Genomic DNA, 15,631 nt, shown 5'->3' with positions numbered 1-15,631 from the left:
TTACGGGCCCATAATGTGGCGGTGGCGCGCGCCGCGAGGTGACTGAATGAAACGCCGCAACTTTATCACGCTTCTCGGCGGCGCGGTGGTCGCGTGGCCACTCGCAGCCCGCGCGCAGCAACCAGCGGTGCCACGGGTCGGCTACGTCTGGAGCGGCGCCCGCGGGACGGACGTGTACAACCAGACGGGATTCCGTCAGGGACTTGCGGACCGGGGGTACGTCGTCGGGCGCAACCTGGTTTTGGAAGAACGCTACGCCGACGGAAAACCGGAGCGCGTGCCTGCGCTGATCGCCGAACTTCTCACGCTCAATGTCGATGTCCTCGTGACTCCAGGCACCCCCACTTCGCTGGCTGCGCAACGTGCAACATCCACGGTGCCGATCGTCTGCATGAGTGGAGATCCCGTCAGAATGGGTCTTGTGGCAAGTCTTGCTCGACCGGGCGGCAACATCACCGGGCTGTCGCCGCTCTCCGGCGAATATGGCGTCAAGTGGCTGGAACTGCTGAAGGAGGCGGCACCGAAGGTGCATCGTGTCGCCGTGTTGTGGAATCCTGACAATCCCACGAATGCTAACCAAGTCGAACTCGTGCAGAAAGCGGCACCCGCGCTCGGTCTCGAGCTGACAGCCCTTTCGGTGCGGCCGGCGGACATCGTGAACAGCTTCGCCGCTCTGGCAGAGACGGGCCTCGACGGCCTCATCGTCACCGACGATCCGTCTCTGATACCCCTCATCCCCCGGCTGATCGCGCTTACCGCAGAGCGGCACCTGCCGGCGATCTATCCATTCATCGACTCGGTCCGGCGAGGGGGACTAATGTCGTACTCGGCCAACCTTTCCAAGCTATGGCAACGCGCCGCTGGCTATGTTGATCGCATCCTCAAGGGGGCGCGTCCGGCGGAGCTTCCCGTCGAGCAGGCGACGGACGTCACGCTGAATATCAACCTCAAGACCGCTAAGGCTCTCGGCCTCGACATCCCAATGACGTTGCTTGGCCGCGCCGACGAGGTGATCGAATAGCGACGATATTAATTGCTGCGGTGCATGAGTCCGTTCCTGGCACGAAACGGACCAACCGAGCCGGTCTGATGATGTCCGTTGTTCGGGGTAGACCGAAAGTGGCCCTTCGGGGCCGCGGGGACCGTTTTTGACCCAAAGCGGAAGTTGTCTGTAGTTAACTATCCCGCCGCGCAAGGAGCAGTGAAGCCCCGAGTCCGAACATGACTGCGCCCGACGTCCGTCGCATCTTCACTATGAGAGAAGGTCGCTTCGATAGACTGGCTCGCGCATTCGCGGCAGAATAGGCTACGACGACGTCAACCCCAGTATTAAGCCCAACCGAAATGGTCCCAAGAACGATGAATTGCAGGGCGATGTTGGCGGATGGGTCCACGAATTGCGGGACAAATGCGAGAAAAAATGCGGCGGGCTTCGGGTTCAGCGCCTCGACAACGATACCTTCGCGAAATGCCCGACGGACCCCGGTCGCTTCAATTGCGATAGGGTTCAGAATGCCTGCTTGCCGCCATGTCTTGATGCCGAAAGTCGGACCTGACCGCGCGACGAGTCCGGGTTGTCGCGCTGGATTTGCCGACATCATGGTCGATGGCGACCAACTCCGCTGATGAGTTCACCTGCCGGATGTTCGAAGCAATTAACGGCATGCTACTGGACATGCTCGCTGCTGTGGCGCGCAAGGATTACGAGGACAGGCGTCGCCGGCAGCCGAAGGGCAGGCCAAGGCCAAGATCGAGGGCAGATACAAAGGCCGCCCGGAAGATACCAAACGCAATGCCGGGATTGCCTGCATGCTCAAGGCAAAGCAGTCTTGGGGATCGATACAGAGCGCAACCGGTTGCAGTCGCGCCACCATTGCGAGGATTGCTAAGCGGATACCTGCGCCAGAGACGGGCACAAAGGTCACCGGGTCACGATGAAGCCGCCGATCCCTTCCGGCGGAATAATAAGCCGCGACTAAAATAAGCACTGCGGGCCCCTGAAGTACCGCAGCGCAACAATGGGAACGCTTAACGGATAGAGTCATTAACAAGCATCACCGCCCGGATCTCGGTATTTATCGGTGATGAGAACGCCACTTGCGCTCCCGCCTTCCTCTTACGGAAAGGAGCCGCGCATGTTTAGGCGTTTCCAACAAACCAATTCTCTCAAGGAACGTCTTCTCGACGAAGCGCGCACCCTTAGGGAACAGGCCAGTTTATTGCCGTTCGGAGCGGTCCGCGATGCGGCCTTGAAAAAGGCCCGCCATGCAGAGGCGGCTGCGCATATGGAAGAGTGGCTCACCTCGCCTGGTCTCGAGCCCCCAAAGAAAAACGATATCCATGGACCAAACTAATGAGAGAGACAGCCAGGACGGCCCTGCCGCAAAAAAGGGGCGGATAGCTGGAGCAATATGCCCAGGGCGCTACGCTGAGGCCTAAGCGGGGGTAGGTCCCGAAGTCATCCACGACTTCGAGTGTCAGAACTGTAGCATCTAATGTTCGAGACAACGGAAACGGCCAGCTAGCCGCCCGGACGCGGGCCCCTAATTCCCTGCGGGAGTCACCCCCATTTCCTAAACCGGAGGTGGCGTCACATAACTGTGTCACAGCACTGGCTACGCTTGGGGTGCCGGGATTGCGCCCGACCACGGAAATACAACGCCGTCCAAGCGACCATATTCCGCTTGGACGGCGTTGGCTTACGAGGTGTCTAATTTGCCTGAGCAATGTCCTAATTAGGACAGCACCGGGCAAAGCCACCGCCCGGGGCCAAGCCTGCTGGCGAGCGTCCGCACGGGCGCAGGGCAGGATGAGAGCCTGTCATGCTGTTCGAGCGACGCCTTGGTCTATTGCCGCCCGGCGTCGCGTGAGCCGATTTCGAGGACCATCGAGCAAGGCTGAGGCGTCCAAGCTGAACGACGAGAACGTATGAGGCAGACGTACGCGGCGCCTGTTGCTGCCTCGCGCGTCCGCCGCCAAACATAGGCGAGCATCGATAAGGCTCGATGCTCGCCTGGGGCGAGTTGCACGCCTGAAGGCGCGCAGCACTTCATCGACGATTTGAAGAAACAATTGGCCGAACGAAAGTAAAAGAACCGCTGGAATTCCAGCGGTTCTCTTGTGTCGGTTATCGAGTGGTCGTGGGGGCAGCCGGGGCCGCGGGTGACGGAGCAGTGGTCGGGGCCATCGGCGCCGACGGGCGCGTGGTGTTCGAACCGATCGTAGTTCCGGGTGCTGAGTTGTCAGCCGTTCGGTTGTGGTTCCAAGGTGCCCACATAAACAGAACGGCGAGAATGGCGATACCAGCAATGAGGGCGATCATTCCGCGGCCCATTCCGGCCCGGCGGTTCTCGCCCCCGGTCAAATGGTCGCGATTTAAATTATTGTCTGTCATTTCACTTCTCCACAACTGCCCACGCTCCAACCGATGCGATACACAATGGTTCCTCAGGTTAGAATGAAGACTGGCAGCTCTTCCCTTACATGAGGGGCGTATTCGCGGTTGGCAATCCGTACGCACATCCTGCCAGCGCGAATTTCACTACGTACCCGCGATTGCCGACTGCAAATTATTAACAAACTCATCTCCGCAAAGCTCGGCTTCCTTTTGATACGATGGGCAGATAGCGAACGGGTTCCGTGATAACCCCTACGATCGTTTCATTGACGAGGCGACGGCGGCATGAGGAGCAACCTTTAAACCACCCGCCCAGGCTTTTAGGAGTTGCGGGCATCACGCTTCAGCGCCTCGACGCGGCCGAGTGATTTCGCAGTCGCCCCCAAACGAGAGCAAATGCCGATCTGGAAGTGAGAGGTCCATCATTCTACGCGCGCAAAAACCAGTCAGGCAGCAGAACGGTTTATACGGCGTCGAAAATCGCAGCCATTTCGGCCTGCTGATGGCGACAGCTCCGGTTTTTTCCGAAGCTGACATCACCGCAATGCCGAACTCCTAGGGTGAGACAACCGAACTCAGAGACGGTCATACGATGCATCTGAACGGATGCGCAGCGGCCTCGGCAATCAGTGGGTAACGCTCCGATCGAAGCCGGTGAACAGACAAACTCGCTTGCCCTCCCGTTGAACGATAAGACGATAGCCATCGTGCTGATTTCTTGGAGCCAGTTTTTGGAAGATGGAACCTTGGTGCCGCGGGAATGCAGGATCGAATAAGGCGCTACGCATCGGTCTTCAGCGAGCTTGGGGTGGTGGATCTCGCCCGGGCCCGGACAATACACAGACGACCTTTAATCGCGGAGGCCGAGCGTCTCATCGCCACTGCTATCGAAAGATAAGATTTCCCGCTGTTTCGTAATTCAAGCAGCCGGCGATCGTCTTGCTCTGTCCAAGGCCTGTTCCTGCTTTCAAGGACGCCGGGCGCTGTTCCCAACGGAGGCAAGCGCCGGAACGAATTCCCGGGTCGGGGTCTTGCCTTGCATGGGTCTATATTATTTCGACATTCAAATAGGGGACGCGCCGCGGTCCGTTGATGAGGAAGGCGAGCGCTTTCCCGACCTCGATGCCGCTCGTGTGGAAGCCGGTTTGGCACTTTGCAACTTAGGGCGGGATTTGATGCAGTCTGGTCAGACGGTATCGCAGATCACGATTTGGGTCAGAGACGAGCTTGGCGAGGTAATGCTTGCCAAGCTGGAGTTCCGAATAAGCCGACTGAATTGACCTAATTCAGGGCGCTGCGGCGATTGCACTCTACAGAGCTCGTTTCCATCATCGTCGACCATGACAAGGCAACGAGGAGTTTCCCCGAAGCTAACGCATTCGCAATCAGGCGCGTCTTGGCGAATTCTCGCTGGAGGACCGAATTCTTAGCAGTGGGGGCTCCGAGGGCTTTCCAATCCTGAGCCCCAACTGAACGAAAACGGAATAGATGGCGGGGACGATGGCGCTGTGTGGTCTGGTGTGCGAGTTTTTTCGATCTTCGACATATGAAGTCCTCTGATGCAGTGCAACATATGAGGATCCGTTCCGTTCCTACCAGTGCCTGCCGTTTATTTGTTTCTGCACAAAAATAGCACCCTATTGGAACAACGGATGGGCCAGCAGGTTCTCCTTGTGCAACGCAACAAGGAACAAAATGCCAGCTGCAACTCAGTCGTTTCGTCCGCCATCTAAGATTCTTATGATGCTTGAAGGGCGGCGTGCTCTGACCGAATTCGGGGCTTTTCTGGGTGCGCTTCCGATTTTAAACTTGGTCCCAAAGGGGGACGGACATCCGGTGTTGGTGCTACCCGGCCTCATGGCCGGTGACGACTCCACATTACCGCTGCGCAGATTTCTGGAAGACCGTGGCTACAGGGTTAGTGGCTGGGGGCAGGGGCTAAACCGAGGTCTTCGTGAAGGCGTCCAGGATCGCATGCTCGATTTGGTGCGTGAACTTAGCGACCTGCACGGTGGAAAAATCAGCATAGTCGGTTGGAGCCTTGGTGGGATTTATGCACGGGAACTGGCAAAGTTGTTGCCGGATCGCGTTCGTTCGGTGATTTCGCTGGGAAGTCCATTCGGCGCCAGCCCCAAATCCACAAATGCGTGGCGAGTTTATGAGTTCGCCAGCGGTCAATCCGTCGACGACGCGCAGGATGTTGCGGTTGCGCCACCAGTTCCTACGACAGCGATTTATAGCCGCACGGACGGAGTTTGCGCGTGGCAGGGTTGTGTAGAGCAAACCTCCGCTCAGTCAGAAAGCATTGAGGTGCAAGGAAGCCATTGCGGGCTGGCCGTAAATCCAGCCGCCGTCTATGCGGTTGCCGACAGATTGGCGCAGCGGGAGGGAGCGTGGAAACCCTTTGATCGCAGGGGCTGGCGAAGCCTCATCTTCCCCGATCCCTCGCTTGGCGCTCAAAGCGAGAAATCCATGAGGAACACCTGAGCGGTTGGTGAATCCAGTGGGGGGCGAAGTCGCGGCCGCGCCAGTTCTCAAGGGCATCCTGGAAGCAGACTTATGAATTGGGGACATATTGTTAGAAGCGTCGCCGTCGCGATTGGCATAACGTTCGTTACAGCGGTCGTCGCCTACCTTGCTCTGAGGTTTTTCGCGTCGCTAACTTAGGCCACGCCAATTGGGACTAGGAGCAGTTATGACTGATGAGCATCAAATAAACGCGATCATAGCAACGGCGATACTCGATAGCTTTGGCGACCATCCCGAGCTCAAGGTAGATTCTGAGGAGGCGAAAATAATTGCGAAGCGCATCCTTGGAGCTCTTGGGGATGCTGGCCTTCAAGTCACAGTGACGGAAGTGCCAGTACGGTAACGAGCTCTGCTATACCTTTGAATGACATGGTTAGCGGGCGAGTACGGGTATCGGTTCCACGAATGGCGGTTAGCGAAGCGGCGGCAACTACACTGCCCTAGTTGTCCATGAGCTGGCCACCAACTCTCTGAAATACGGTGCGCTCTCGGTCACGAGCGCCGTGCTGACCGTGTGGCTCGGAGGCGCGCGGCATACGATAACCTCCTTACTGCGCTTGACGAAGGAAAGTGAACGCATCGCACATGGCGGTAGTTAGTTTATACGGCCATCGCCGCGTTTGAGCAGGAGAAGTCCCTGGCATAAGCGGCGTTGCAAACGAGCCTTCAATGACAGACTTAAAGAATATTATCCGCAACACGTGGCCCAAGCTAGAGTTGTATGTCGGCTCGGCCGAATGGGCAGCATCAATATTCGACGTAATCGAATGTTCTAGAAATGTGATCATGCACAGCGAGAGGACGTTCAGCGCCTGGGAATAAATATCAGGGACTGAGTCAAGCAGGTTGGAGCAAATCACCGCTTCGACTTTTTCCCGGTCTTCTTGCTCTTCTTAGAAGCTTTCTTCGCACTTTTCTTGGCGGTTTTTGCAGAGCGCTTTTTAGCGGCGGTCTTCTTTTTCTTCTTTGCCATAGCGTTCGTGATCTGGCGCCCCGTCATCGGTACGTTAGAGTCTTTGCGTTTGGATTTCTTCGCCATGGTTTCTCTCTCGCCCAGATGATGTGGGGCGTTTCAATGTCTGAGAAGAATCTGAACGTTAGCGCTTTGACTTTTTACTTTTCTTCTTAGATGACTTTTTGGCGGATTTCTTCGACGCCTTCTTAGCTGACTTCTTCGGTGCGGATTTCTTCGCGGCCTTTTTCGAAGATTTCTTGGCCGACTTTTTTGCTGACTTCTTCGAGGCCTTCTTGGCGGTCTTCTTAGCCGCTGCAGCCTTGTTCACTTTCTTGGCGGCCTTCTTGACCGACTTCGGTACGCGCTTCGCAGCCGCTTTGGTGGCCTTCTTGGCGACGGTCTTTACCGCGGCCTCAGCCAATGTTCCTGCCGCTCCAGCGACCAGGTCGGTCATTTGCTCCATGACGGGTTTCTTGGATTGGTCGGCCTCGGTGGCTTGCTCGGTCTGTTCAGTGTCCATAGTGTCCTCCAGAATCGGTATCCTAGCTCATTTTCCTTCAGGACGCATTGGCAGGGAGGAGGTACTACAATCGCTGGGCGGACGCTGGGGCCGTTAGCGGTGCGAAGGAGCACCGGGGCAGGGCGCGCCCTCGATCACGAAAAGACGCCGATCAGCAAACCTGCTGCGAATGTCCAAAGGCCTAATGAACAATGTCCGTCCTGCAGGCTTACCCAGGCTCCCGCAGGGAGCCAAACGGCGGCTCGATCACGCTGTCATCGCAGGGATTTCTGCCGATGGAGTATTGGCCGGAATTTCAATTCCTGTTGCCGCGATACACAATTGAACCGACTCACCCAGGCTAGCAGCCGCTAAGTCCGCTTTTGCAGCCAGCCGGAGTTCTTCCAACCGAGAAAACTCCATATCCATCATCAAGCAGCATAGAATGATTTTGGCTTCTTTTGGCAGTTTGCGGCGAAGGCGTTGCACGGAGTATCGCATATGCGCAGGACCGTTCGCATCTAGATAAATCAAGCAAGCGATCGCAACGCCGTCCGTTTCAAGGCGGAACACATTGGCGACGGAAAGGGCCTCGGCGCCCTCCACGCGCGCTGTGAGGCCGTGAGCGGTTGTGAGCTGTCCCAACATTATCGCGGCTCCTTCATCGAGCGAGCTGCGACCGGCCACGCAAAGGACGGGGTGTTCGCCAAGCCATTCGGGAGGTAGTGCGTCTTTGTCTAGCACTGGTAAATTATCATAAGGTGGTTCGTCGGTGACGCTCTCTACCGCGGAAGATGCTTCGGCATCCGTGGTTAGACGGATCTTACGCGGAGCGCGGTCGTCCTGTTCGGAAAGGTTGATGGCAAATTCGCTCACCGCGTCCTTTATCTTGCCGGCTCGCTCACTGTCCAAAACACCACGGTCCGCGTCGACTTGAGCTAGCTGCAATCCTTTCAAGGCAACTTCGTCATAGTAAGATGAAAGAGACCGCTCTTTCAGGAATTCTTCGGCCTTTTCGGCAGCTTCTGTGGGATCGCCGGCCAGCATGCGTTGATAGAAGATTTCGGGGGGCGACAACGCAGGACGGTCGCCAAACATGACATCCAAAAATTCCAGTCTTTCAACATGACGCCCAAGTACAACGAGGCAAACCGTTAAAGGTGTGGCTAACACCAAACCAATTGGCCCCCAGAGCGCGGTCCAAAAGGTAGCAGACACAACGACGGCGACGGGCGATAACCCGGTGCTGTGCCCGTACACCATGGGTTCAATCACATGCCCCACGATCGGCTCAACGACGAGAAACAGCGCGAGAGTCCAGAATAGCATGGTCCAGCTTGGATCGACCGCAACGGACAGCACGAGTGGGAAGGCCGCAGCAATCACCGCACCTATGTACGGGACAAAACGGAGTACGCCTGCCAGGATGCCCCACAAGATGGCACTTGGAATGCCAATGAGCCACAGACCGATTCCAATCACCAAGCCAAACGTTCCGTTCAAAAGAAGCTGGATAAGGAAGAGTCGGCTTAGGCGCCTCGCAGCATCGTCGAGTGCAGCTGTCGTTCGCTGGAGATCATGTGAACCAGCCAGCCGTATCAGTCGGTTACGTAGATCTTCACGCTGAACCAAAATGAATATGACAAAAATGACGATAATGCCGGTCGTCGCGAGCGGATGAAGAAGCGGAGAAATCAGGCTTTGCAAGCTTTCAAGTGCGCCTGGTTCGGGCTGACGCACCTCCACTGGAACAGGAGTGAGTGTTGGGGTCTTGGGACTCAGCGCGGACGGAGCGTCCTTCGGCTTGTCGAGCTCTTTACTTAAATCCTTTAGCATCCCGGATGCGCGTTCCAAAGTACCCCGACCAGCGGTTGTTTCCCGGAAAGACTGGATTTTGTCACTCAGGGTAGACTGGTAACGCGGCAGGTCACCTGCGAGCTGCGTCAGCTGAGTGGCAAGAAGGCTTCCTATCGCAAAGATCAGCGCAAACGCCGTCACCACGACGCTTACAACCGCCAAGCCCCGCGGTACCCGTATCCGCTGCAATACTCCAACTAGCGGCGCTAGAACAAAACTCAAAAGAATGGCAAGTGCTATGGGAACCAAGATTTCGCGACCAAAATAGAGTGTCGCAATAATCATGAAGGCGAGAACCGCAGTCGCCACCGCGCTCTGTAGCGCTATGAGTTCTTCAGAAGTGCGCGCTTTGAAAGACTGGTGGATCAACTTACCCTCGTTTCGACCGCACGGGCGATGACGGTCAGCGTCAGGTAACTGACGAATTCTGAAAGGGTTCCTCAAGTTGCCCCGCCTCGCGCGAGTTGGGCCCTACTAAAGCCGAGGGCGTCTCTGCAATGGAGCCATATCGGTCCTGATCTAGGTCTCATCGATGAAGACCAGCCACTCAGGGTCGACGATCTTGATTTTATCCACTGGATGCGCCGCCGTGCTACACGATCGCGTTCGGCAGCCACCATCTTCTGGAACGTCGAGTGCCAGCGCCGGCGAAGGCCGGTTCGGCGACCGCGAACCGGTCGACGTGGCGCGGCTCATCGCCGCGACCGGCTTTTCGCGCCGGCCCAGCGTGACCGCGGTTTCTCCTCTGTTCAATGATTGGATACCGGCAACGCAGGTGATTAGAGAGACGGAAAAAAGCCGATCCGTTTATCCTTCTTCTCGTCGCCGTATCAGGAAACCTGGCGCGGCTTGGCTGTCCTCATAAACTAACGGAGCACGATGGCAAGCAAGTCAGGCAAAGACTCGTTTGACCCACAGGACTTTCTTGAAAAAGTCGGGGTGGGCAAAACGATATCGAAATTCCAAAAGGATCAGATCATCTTTTCTCAGGGCGATGCGGCAGATGGGGTATTTTACATCCAAGAAGGCCGGGTCAAGGTCGTCGTCATGTCGGATCAGGGCAAAGAAGCCGTAGTCGGGATCCTGGAAGCCGGCTAGTTCTTTGGCGAGGGGTGCCTTAACGGTCATCATTTGCGCATCGCAACAACGAGCGCCATGGAGGAATGTCTGATCACCGCAATAGGGAAGCCGACAATGATTGCGGTGCTGCACGATGAGCCGAGATTTTCGGAGTTGTTCGTCGCCTACCTATTGAAGCGGAACAGCCGGGTCGAGGAAGACCTGATCGACCAATTGTTCAATTCGAGCGAAAAGCGCCTCGCCCGACTTCTATTGTTGCTGGCGAATTTCGGCAAGGAAGGTCATCCGACGCCGATCAGTCCGAATATCAGTCAAGAGACGTTGGCTGAAATGATTGGCACGACACGCTCGCGGGTAAGCTTTTTCATGAACAAATTCCGGAAGCTCGGCTTCATCAGCTACAACGGAAAAATCAAAGTCCATCGTTCGCTGTTGAATGCAGTTCTCTACGAAAAGCCCGGTTTGACGCGAGATGACACGCGGGTCTAATTGGCTGAGACCGGCCGATTGCCTCCCTTCGAGTTGACCGGAACACACTCATATCGGTTTCAAACCGAACTGGATTCGTGGAGGTGGGATAGGATAGGCAGATCGAGCAAGAAACGAGTCCCTGTTTGATTGTTTGATAGCGTAAGATGGCCCTGAAGCTGTCTCACCATGCCGGTAACCACCTTGAAGCCCAGGCTTGCTCGCGGCTGATCGATATCGAACCCATCTGGAAGGCCGGTGCCATGGTCGGAGACTTCGACGTGTAGGTGTCCCACCGTTACGCGGACAGGGGCGATAGGTTCCCGGTTGGAGACGGGAAAGGAAAGTATCTTATCTAGGCGGTCTCGCACGCCGATAGGCGCGGTATTTCCAAGGCTAAACAAAGCTGCCGCTATCCCGCGGCCGGCCTTCTCGGCCTCAATGTGGGCGGAAGTCCGCTTCGGCATCACACCACTCTCATGCTTCGACGCCAGTCTGCGTAACCTTTAGCATACGCTTGCTCACGGGCCGCACCGTCGTTCGCTTCATTGAGTAGTCGGTTCATTTTCTTATTGAGCTGGGCCAGACGCCCACCGCTGACGAGGTTGAGTTCGGTGTCATTCAACATTGAAGTCTGGTTGTTCATTGTCCCGCTCCGAGTTGTGGCGACTTGTGCGCCGTTCACTGGGGGGAGCATGCCTTATTGGTGGTGGCGCGGACTGTGACCGCCCTCATGCAAAGTTATCACTGAGGTATATGAGCTTCTTCATGCGCGAGAACCTATCTCTCCCGCGGCACGCGGCTGATGATCCACGAGCGCAAGCTGGCGAAGAAGCTCGTCTGCCGCCAGCGCTTCTGCGGAAACCTTAGCAATCGTTATTTCCGGACTTGGCGTTTGCTCCCTTGGCTTCTTGGGCAGCGGTCGGCTGGCTTTGCATCTGCCGCTGCGCATCTTGGGATGATGTTGCAGTGCTGCCGGAGGAATTCATTATCGGAGCGGGTTGCGGGTTCGGTCGATTGTAGCGCGCTTAGCATTGGCGACGCGGAGGCAGGCATCACGCTTACGCGGGTTTGCGCTGCTGCGAAGGCTGCGCTAAAAAAGGCCCCGCGATGAGCAGGGCAATTTCACGCTGAGACCGGGCTAACTCTTACCGATTTGTCGGCATCATCTTGGCAAGCAACCCACCAAAGGGCTTATAGGACTGCATAGCAAGATCGCGATATAACGCGCCGATCTTCTGCGACTCGGCCATGAACGTCTCGAAAGACGACTTTGCGAATTCGCTTTGCAATTCAATCGCCTTGTCGACGGACTTCACGCCTGAGATCTTCTCGACAAACAACTTGGTGTCTTCAAACGATTTCTTGGAGTAGTCGGTGTAAGCTGTGGCAATCGCGTGAATGCCCGCTGAGACCGAATTCATCGACGCTTCGGCGGCATCTATCTGTTCTCTGCTATCTGGCTGTAGCTGCGATACAGTCCGATTTGCGTTATTCTGGTTGGCGTTAGACATTACGAATCCTTGTGTTTCGGTAGTGAGTCAATGTCGCGTCGCCATGTTGCACTTCCCGCTTGTCGCTTGAGCGGTGCTTGTGTGTTCATTTGATGTTATCGGAACTCAGTGTTGGCGCAGCAACACCCTATCCGAAAATTGCGGAGATTATGAACCGAACGGTCGGCGGGATTGCTTTCAAAGCCCACAAACTGAAGGTCTCGCTCAGAAGCCGCAATCAGGACAAATGCGAGAATTTCGTGCGTCGATCCATCAGTTCGGTGACCTGCCGGGGCCGGTACGGTCGATCGTCCAACTTGGACACCAGGCCCTCTAGTCCCATGAGGCAGCTAAACGAACAGCATATAGATACAGCCGGCCATCAGGCCGCCGACGAGCCAGATCAGCGATGCGCCGAAAAGAATACTTTCGCGACTCATCGCCAGATTTTAGCGCAGCCGAACCCGATGGATATTGACCCATAGGTCAGGGCGGAACACAAACGCCGGTGTCAGGGCGGCGGCTTTTTACCTCGTCATGGGCCGCGAGCGCTGCCCGCCCCATTTCGGTAAGCACCATCTGGTAGCGGTCGTGCTTTTTAGCGTGCGGTGGGTCGTCAATCAGGCCGGCGCGTGCCAACGCCCATAAGGCCTTGCTGCCGCCTGGTCCGGTGAGTGTGAAGTGCGTGCTGGTGTGCGTTCGATACACCTCGCCCCGCGCCGTGGCTTGCAGCGCGAGATATTGGGCATCTGTCAGCTTGCGTGCTGCCATCGTCCGGCGGGTCTTAACGCACGAACAGCGCAGCCATCATCAGCGCCACCGACAAGGCGCCCATGCAAACCACTATCACTGTGAACCAACGTTCCTGATTGCAGGCGCCATATAACGGAAGGATGCCTTGACCTACCTCTGACCATTTCGCAAAGAGCCATGCAATCTTGGCACCGTACTTTTACGGCTCATGCGTAAAACAGGAACAGGTAGGCAGCGCCGACCAACAGGAAGGCGAGCCAGATCAGCGATAACTGGAAATACAATTCGTTGCGGTCCATTCCGATGCGCTACCGGAATGCCTGCAACCAATCTTGTTATTTCGCGCCAATGATTTGTTCTTTTGCTGCCGATAACGGGGGCCTGGCGGGCATCCATTGCAGCGTTTATCGCGCCGACCGCTGCGATCACTGGCGCAAGGTCAAGAACAGGCGGCATCCGGCGATGAGCCGCGTTTCTGACCAGCCGCGGCGAACGCGAACGCACTTACCCGCCTTGCGTCAATTGCTGCATAATCTGTTGAAACATTTGGGCCGGGTCGTTCATACCACCACCCGTTCCTTCGCCGCCTTTGCTGGCGGCCGCCACTTTGTAGGCCAATAAAGGAAGATGGATGAAGCCGCCAGACACCGCATCAAGCTCGCGCACATTCAGAACTTCGCTCGCGTCATCATTGGTCACATAATTCCCCTTTGATCTTACCAGCGCGATCATCCGGGCTGGTTCGGGCACATTTAGCGACACCGCTCGCGTGGCGATGTGACGGCGGTCACGGAATGTTGGCACCCGGTTCGGGTGCGGTTGCCGGCGGTCGGCTGGATCATGCCTTAAATAGCCGCCGTGGCTCTTTCGAGCGGCTCGATCAGCGACCTCGCCGAAAATGGCTTTGTGAGATAGGCGAGGCATCCGGATTGATGGGCAGCCGTCCGAACGGCGGTGTTGTCGTTGCCGGTCATGTAGATCACCGGCACGGAAATGCTCGCTGCTTTGAGGCGGTGCCGTAGCTCGATGCCTGAAACAACGCCGAGGTCGATGTCGAGAATGATGCAAACCGCGTTCTCGAAATCGAGGTGGTCGGTGAAAGCTTTCGCCGAGGCAAACAGCACGCTGTCGTAGCCGAACTGCCGCAACAGCCTTGCTACGCACTTCAACATCGCGGGGTCGTCATCGACGACAAAAACGAGCTTACGATCTGACATGGCTCGGCCATCCAGGTCTCTGTGCGGCATAAAAAATACGACAAAGTTGTCCGGCGTTGTGGGTCGGCTAAACAACGGCTTGGACACCGCATAGGCTCGGCAAACTGCTAACGACGAGGCTTGAGATGGATCAAGGGTCCCGACGGGCGGGCTTCGCCGGGTTGCCGGCCGGATCAGGCGCGGTTGCCGGCGGTGGAACGGTGTTTTGCCCCGGATAAAAATGGATGCGTGAAAGAATGGCCGTCGCGGGCGAACCGCGATGCGTCCTCGACGATGACGGTCCTCACACCATCGCCCTCGATCCGGTCCAGCAGGGCGGCGAAGCCGGGGCGGGTCTCAATCGGGTCCGCGCCGCTGACTGCGGCATCGTTGAATTCGTTGACCAGACCAAACCCTGCCCGCTTAGCGTAGCCCTCGATGGCGGCCCGCTTTCGCTTGTCACTGTCCTTGTCGGTACCGACATTTGCGGCCGATGAGGTGCGTATATAAGCGACTGCTTGAACCGTTTTTCCATTCCTAGCCATAGCCTTGCCCCTTACTTTTGTATGGAATCTTCAGAAAAAGATACAAAATGGAGATCGACGACTGATCAAGGATAGAGGCCCGAGTCGGCAAGGATTCGAATTCACAATCTCGATCTGGCGCTTTCTTTGGCCGTTGGACGACGACAAGCTCGTTCCCAGCACCACGTCTCGTTTAACAACCAGAAGGAGCTGCCAGGTCGGCGAGGTTCCGCCCATGAAGGCCAATTTTGCCAAACGGATCAGCTCTCGACGTCAGTACGCCGCAGGTCCTTGAGCCGCAGCAGCATGGTGAGCATTCGTTCGAGCTTACGGTCGAGATGGACTTCGTAGCGTCCAAGCCGCTCCAGCTTGTTAGGGTCAAGCGCGTCGCCGAACGCCTGCTCGCGGATCAATGGCCGGTTGGCCAATTCCTTCTGCCGATTTTCGAACCAAGGCAGCACCTCTCCTTCGAGGAAGCAACGCAGGCCCTCGACGTCGGCGGTAGCTGGCTCTTTGCCTTCTCCAAGTTCGTCGGGATCGGCGGCGAGCGTATCCGCCCACCATTTTGCCAAACGGATCAGCTCTCGACGTCAGTACGCCGCAGGTCCTTGAGCCGCAGCAGCATGGTGAGCATTCGTTCGAGCTTACGGTCGAGATGGACCTCGTAGCGTCCAAGCCGCTCCAGCTTGTTAGGGTCAAGCGCGTCGCCGAACGCCTGCTCGCGGATCAATGGCCGGTTGGCCAATTCCTTCTGCCGATTTTCGAACCAAGGCAGCACCTCTCCTTCGAGGAAGCAACGCAGGCCCTCGACGTCGGCGGTAGCTGGCTCTTTGCCTTCTCCAAGTTCGTCGGGATCGGCGGCGAGCGTATCCGCCCACCA

General features: G+C 56.8%; 17 protein-coding genes and 3 pseudogenes. 8 read left to right on the top strand and 12 right to left on the bottom strand.

Annotated elements, in window-relative coordinates:
• Positions 1–46: 46 nt before the first annotated feature.
• Positions 47–1,021: an ABC transporter substrate-binding protein gene (locus JQ597_RS34250; protein WP_212269822.1), complete on the top strand. Its 975-nt coding sequence runs from the start codon at positions 47–49 to the stop codon at positions 1,019–1,021.
• A gap of 154 nt (positions 1,022–1,175) precedes the next feature.
• Here the strand turns inward: JQ597_RS34250 and JQ597_RS34245 are convergent, their stop codons facing one another.
• Positions 1,176–1,598: a LysE family translocator gene (locus JQ597_RS34245; protein ID WP_249148433.1), complete on the bottom strand. Its 423-nt coding sequence runs from the start codon at positions 1,596–1,598 to the stop codon at positions 1,176–1,178.
• On the opposite strand from JQ597_RS34245, the pseudogene JQ597_RS37920 reads away from it, so the two are divergent.
• From JQ597_RS37920 to JQ597_RS38565, 6 genes and pseudogenes are all read left to right on the top strand, one after another.
• Positions 1,559–1,938: pseudogene (locus JQ597_RS37920) on the top strand (recombinase family protein); the annotation flags it as partial. The gene JQ597_RS34245 and the pseudogene JQ597_RS37920 sit on opposite strands and share 40 nt — an antisense overlap.
• A gap of 197 nt (positions 1,939–2,135) precedes the next feature.
• Positions 2,136–2,354 carry a hypothetical protein gene (locus tag JQ597_RS34240; RefSeq protein WP_212269820.1) on the top strand — a complete coding sequence of 73 codons (219 nt, stop codon included), beginning with the start codon at positions 2,136–2,138 and terminating at the stop codon, positions 2,352–2,354.
• Positions 2,355–4,437: 2,083 nt separating this feature from the next.
• Complete coding sequence (locus tag JQ597_RS34235; protein WP_212269819.1) at positions 4,438–4,677, top strand: DUF6894 family protein; 240 nt, start codon at positions 4,438–4,440, stop codon at positions 4,675–4,677.
• A gap of 415 nt (positions 4,678–5,092) precedes the next feature.
• Positions 5,093–5,884, top strand: a complete 792-nt coding sequence (locus JQ597_RS34230; RefSeq protein ID WP_212269818.1) for an alpha/beta fold hydrolase — start codon at positions 5,093–5,095, stop codon at positions 5,882–5,884.
• A 208-nt stretch (positions 5,885–6,092) separates the two neighbouring features.
• On the top strand, positions 6,093–6,269 hold the full coding sequence (locus tag JQ597_RS34225; protein ID WP_212269817.1) for a hypothetical protein: 177 nt from the start codon (positions 6,093–6,095) through the stop codon (positions 6,267–6,269).
• 32 nt (positions 6,270–6,301) lie between these two features.
• A pseudogene (locus JQ597_RS38565) lies at positions 6,302–6,441 on the top strand (histidine kinase); the annotation flags it as partial.
• A 341-nt stretch (positions 6,442–6,782) separates the two neighbouring features.
• Here JQ597_RS38565 and JQ597_RS34220 read toward each other — a convergent pair.
• From JQ597_RS34220 to JQ597_RS34210, 3 genes are all read right to left on the bottom strand, one after another.
• On the bottom strand, positions 6,783–6,965 hold the full coding sequence (locus JQ597_RS34220) for a hypothetical protein (protein WP_212269816.1): 183 nt from the start codon (positions 6,963–6,965) through the stop codon (positions 6,783–6,785).
• Between the two features lie 58 nt (positions 6,966–7,023).
• Positions 7,024–7,401, bottom strand: coding sequence for a hypothetical protein (locus JQ597_RS34215; protein ID WP_212269815.1), 378 nt, complete (start codon positions 7,399–7,401; stop codon positions 7,024–7,026).
• Positions 7,402–7,647: 246 nt separating this feature from the next.
• Positions 7,648–9,606, bottom strand: coding sequence for an AI-2E family transporter (locus JQ597_RS34210; RefSeq protein WP_502754781.1), 1,959 nt, complete (start codon positions 9,604–9,606; stop codon positions 7,648–7,650).
• A 510-nt stretch (positions 9,607–10,116) separates the two neighbouring features.
• Between JQ597_RS34210 and JQ597_RS34205 the strand changes: the two are divergent.
• Positions 10,117–10,806 (top strand): annotated as a pseudogene (locus JQ597_RS34205) (Crp/Fnr family transcriptional regulator).
• Between the two features lie 445 nt (positions 10,807–11,251).
• On the opposite strand, the gene JQ597_RS34200 reads toward JQ597_RS34205, so the two are convergent.
• The 8 genes from JQ597_RS34200 to JQ597_RS34165 form a co-directional block, all read right to left on the bottom strand.
• Positions 11,252–11,431 carry a hypothetical protein gene (locus tag JQ597_RS34200; protein ID WP_212269814.1) on the bottom strand — a complete coding sequence of 60 codons (180 nt, stop codon included), beginning with the start codon at positions 11,429–11,431 and terminating at the stop codon, positions 11,252–11,254.
• Positions 11,432–11,933: 502 nt separating this feature from the next.
• Positions 11,934–12,299: a phasin family protein gene (locus JQ597_RS34195; RefSeq protein ID WP_212269813.1), complete on the bottom strand. Its 366-nt coding sequence runs from the start codon at positions 12,297–12,299 to the stop codon at positions 11,934–11,936.
• A gap of 465 nt (positions 12,300–12,764) precedes the next feature.
• Positions 12,765–13,049: a hypothetical protein gene (locus tag JQ597_RS34190; RefSeq protein ID WP_212269812.1), complete on the bottom strand. Its 285-nt coding sequence runs from the start codon at positions 13,047–13,049 to the stop codon at positions 12,765–12,767.
• 486 nt (positions 13,050–13,535) lie between these two features.
• Positions 13,536–13,730 carry a hypothetical protein gene (locus JQ597_RS34185; RefSeq protein WP_212269811.1) on the bottom strand — a complete coding sequence of 65 codons (195 nt, stop codon included), beginning with the start codon at positions 13,728–13,730 and terminating at the stop codon, positions 13,536–13,538.
• A 146-nt stretch (positions 13,731–13,876) separates the two neighbouring features.
• Positions 13,877–14,335 carry a response regulator transcription factor gene (locus JQ597_RS34180; RefSeq protein WP_349628934.1) on the bottom strand — a complete coding sequence of 153 codons (459 nt, stop codon included), beginning with the start codon at positions 14,333–14,335 and terminating at the stop codon, positions 13,877–13,879.
• A gap of 86 nt (positions 14,336–14,421) precedes the next feature.
• On the bottom strand, positions 14,422–14,772 hold the full coding sequence (locus JQ597_RS34175; RefSeq protein ID WP_212269810.1) for a recombinase family protein: 351 nt from the start codon (positions 14,770–14,772) through the stop codon (positions 14,422–14,424).
• 239 nt (positions 14,773–15,011) lie between these two features.
• On the bottom strand, positions 15,012–15,323 hold the full coding sequence (locus tag JQ597_RS34170; protein WP_212269809.1) for a hypothetical protein: 312 nt from the start codon (positions 15,321–15,323) through the stop codon (positions 15,012–15,014).
• 5 nt (positions 15,324–15,328) lie between these two features.
• A partial coding sequence (locus tag JQ597_RS34165; protein ID WP_212269808.1) for a hypothetical protein occupies positions 15,329–15,631 on the bottom strand: 303 nt, incomplete at its 5' end.

This window comes from Bradyrhizobium sp. AUGA SZCCT0177, from assembly GCF_018130125.1.
In the GTDB taxonomy this organism is placed as follows: Bacteria; Pseudomonadota; Alphaproteobacteria; order Rhizobiales; family Xanthobacteraceae; genus Bradyrhizobium.
Note: the sequence above shows the minus strand (reverse complement) of the source record. Positions and strands in the feature narration are given on the sequence as shown.

Bases quoted from the DNA above. Each gene is read 5' to 3' on its own strand.
- JQ597_RS34230 (WP_212269818.1), top strand. From the start codon at position 5,093: ATGCCAGCTGCAACTCAGTCGTTTCGTCCGCCATCTAAGATTCTTATG.
- JQ597_RS34195 (WP_212269813.1), bottom strand. From the start codon at position 12,299: ATGTCTAACGCCAACCAGAATAACGCAAATCGGACTGTATCGCAGCTA.
- JQ597_RS34250 (WP_212269822.1), top strand. From the start codon at position 47: ATGAAACGCCGCAACTTTATCACGCTTCTCGGCGGCGCGGTGGTCGCG.
- JQ597_RS34175 (WP_212269810.1), bottom strand. From the start codon at position 14,772: ATGGCTAGGAATGGAAAAACGGTTCAAGCAGTCGCTTATATACGCACC.
- JQ597_RS34240 (WP_212269820.1), top strand. From the start codon at position 2,136: ATGTTTAGGCGTTTCCAACAAACCAATTCTCTCAAGGAACGTCTTCTC.
- JQ597_RS34235 (WP_212269819.1), top strand. From the start codon at position 4,438: ATGGGTCTATATTATTTCGACATTCAAATAGGGGACGCGCCGCGGTCC.
- JQ597_RS34225 (WP_212269817.1), top strand. From the start codon at position 6,093: ATGACTGATGAGCATCAAATAAACGCGATCATAGCAACGGCGATACTC.
- JQ597_RS34215 (WP_212269815.1), bottom strand. From the start codon at position 7,401: ATGGACACTGAACAGACCGAGCAAGCCACCGAGGCCGACCAATCCAAG.
- JQ597_RS34220 (WP_212269816.1), bottom strand. From the start codon at position 6,965: ATGGCGAAGAAATCCAAACGCAAAGACTCTAACGTACCGATGACGGGG.
- JQ597_RS34200 (WP_212269814.1), bottom strand. From the start codon at position 11,431: ATGAACAACCAGACTTCAATGTTGAATGACACCGAACTCAACCTCGTC.
- JQ597_RS34190 (WP_212269812.1), bottom strand. From the start codon at position 13,049: ATGGCAGCACGCAAGCTGACAGATGCCCAATATCTCGCGCTGCAAGCC.
- JQ597_RS34245 (WP_249148433.1), bottom strand. From the start codon at position 1,598: ATGTCGGCAAATCCAGCGCGACAACCCGGACTCGTCGCGCGGTCAGGT.